This is a genomic window from Psychrobacter sp. T6-1, from assembly GCF_052258445.1.
Map to the genome: position 1 here is coordinate 1 of NZ_JBQQFC010000356.1, position 2,241 is coordinate 2,241.

The 2,241-nt window shown below is 45.9% G+C and carries 2 protein-coding genes; both read right to left on the reverse strand.

Translation table 11 applies throughout. From position 1 onward, the window contains the following. Positions 1–163 precede the first annotated feature (163 nt). The gene (locus ACTXGO_RS12715; protein ID WP_443574787.1) at positions 164–1,195 is read right to left on the reverse strand and encodes a tRNA dihydrouridine synthase; all 1,032 of its coding nucleotides are present in this window, start codon (positions 1,193–1,195) and stop codon (positions 164–166) included. Positions 1,196–1,290: 95 nt separating this feature from the next. Further along, positions 1,291–2,241 (reverse strand): 3'-5' exonuclease (locus tag ACTXGO_RS12720; protein WP_443574788.1); only part of this gene is annotated, 951 nt, incomplete at its 5' end.

The following is a 2,241-nucleotide window of genomic DNA, read 5'->3' on the forward strand; positions in this document are numbered from 1 at the left end:
TGGGTGCTATCGATGGTCTGCTCACTAATGCTGTTTTATTTAGCAATTAGGATGAGTACTTAAGAAGTAAGTTGTTAGCACAGAGTGAGGCAAATCTGTTACTAGGTACTCGCTCTTAATGTCTTAAAGTTTTAACGGCTTAAAGTTTTAATGTCTTGTAGTTTTACTGATAACTGCTTTGTTTTATCGCCTCAATGATAGCGTTTTTGTTCTTTTCACGTTTGATACTATTCCATAACGGCTGAGCCTCGCTATAGCCTTTGGTCAGCATACCAAGCCACTGTTTGTAGCGACCAACGAGCACGACATCATTCTTCGCTTGCCCCTGCAAAAATGCAATCTGATGACTGGTTAAATCCTGCCATGCCAGATGAGTATGGTCTGCGTTGTCTTCTTTAACAACATCAACTTGAGCAACCAGATCGGGACGCGTCACCGCACCGCGACCGAGCATCAAATGATTAGTCCCTGACTGCGTCATACAGTTTTGCGCCTGCGCGCTTGTCCATATCTCACCATTAGCAATGACTGGAATTGATAGCTCATTAAAGCTCTGTATTTTGTCCCAGTAGGCAGGCGGCTTATAGCCTTGAGTTTTGGTACGGGCATGAATGGTTAACCAATTTGCGCCACTAGCGTCGATCGCTCCGCGTATATCATCTATACGACTAGTATCGGTATAGCCGAGACGTATCTTCGCTGATACGGGAATATCAGCAGGCACCGCTTTTCTGACTGCGCTGATAATGTCGTACATGACTTCTGGTTCATCAAGCAGTACTGAGCCGCCGCGATGACTATTGACGGTCTTGGCAGGGCAACCAAAATTAATATCGATAGCGGGCGCGCCAAGCTCGCAAGCGAAAGCGGCGTTTTCTGCCATCAGATTTGCCTCACTACCGAGCAGTTGAATATGAATGGGCGTACCAGCAGTCGTCTTGGCATCCTGATGCAGCTCTGGCACGTATCTATAGAACACATGCGCTGGCAGCAAGTGCTGAGTGACGCGAATAAACTCACTAACGGACCAATCATAAGGACGGCCTAAATCTGTGGCAATTTGCGTCAAGATTTGCCGCATTAAAGGGTCAGTTAGGCCTTCCATTGGGGCTAGAAGGCGGACGGGATTGTTGAAAAGTTTTTGAATATGGTTCGGTTGTATTAGCAATAAGGTCTGCTGATTGTCGTTATTCATCGGTATGTATTCGTTGTTATCTATCGAAAGTATTTATAAGATTGGAAAACTAATGGCCACGTTTTTAACACTACTTTTAAAGTGACCAACGCTGCTTATTTACTCAAAATTACCTTTTTCCCCGACTGCAATCCTAATATCAAATCTTTAATATGATGAATATCTAAATTGGCTTGCGCGCGCGTACAAGCAACATACAACAAGCGCAATTCTTCAGGGCTAATCTTAATGCCGTTAGTGGTGACATCATAATAGAAGTCATCATCGAGCTGAACTTTGCCCCATTCTAGTCCTTTAGCTTTGTGCGCGGTAGAGATGACATAATCAGCATTCTCAATTCGTGTCAGACTATTAACTGCTTGGGTGAGTACATTGGTGCCATGATCATCGACCAGCTTGACTAAGGTTTTGAGATCGCTACCCTCATTGGTTTCTGAGTACTCTTGCACATCCGACCAATTGTAAAAGTAGGCAAGCTCTGGCACTCCATAAGCGGATTTACCATTTTTAAGGTTCTCAGCCGCCTGACAGAACTTTAGCATACGATCAGTATCTGCTTGCAAGGCTACGCGGTGTCCAAGTTTCAGTCCTGTCAGTAGCTGCGCCATGGCAGCTGCATTGGTTCGACAGAGTATCGCGTCCTTTTTACTATGTACTAACCCTTTTTCTGTAGAGGACTGCTTGGCAGGATTACCTTTTAACGGCACGTCCTCTTGCAAGGCTTTGAGCAAAGTATTGGCCACCTCAGCGATAGGTTCACCAAATCGAAACGACTGCGTCAGTAGAGTTTGCGGCAGCGGTAGCTTTTTCATGGCGTTGACTGCGCCGCGCCACTCATATATCTGCTGATGAGCGTCGCCAACATAGATGACCTGCCGTGGTTGCTGGGTCAAAATCCCCATCATTAGTGGATCGGCGTCTTGCGCTTCATCAAACAAGATAAAGTCGGCAGGAATGCTAGGTTTTGAGAGTGCCCAAAGTTTGAGGTAAATGTCATGACCGATACCCGCAGGATGGCGGGCGTCAATCGATTGTAGCCAGCGCTG

What these genes read in the sequence shown, in the direction of transcription:
- ACTXGO_RS12715 (WP_443574787.1), bottom strand. Translation starts at nt 1,195, where the DNA reads ATGAATAACGACAATCAGCAGACCTTATTGCTAATACAACCGAACCAT.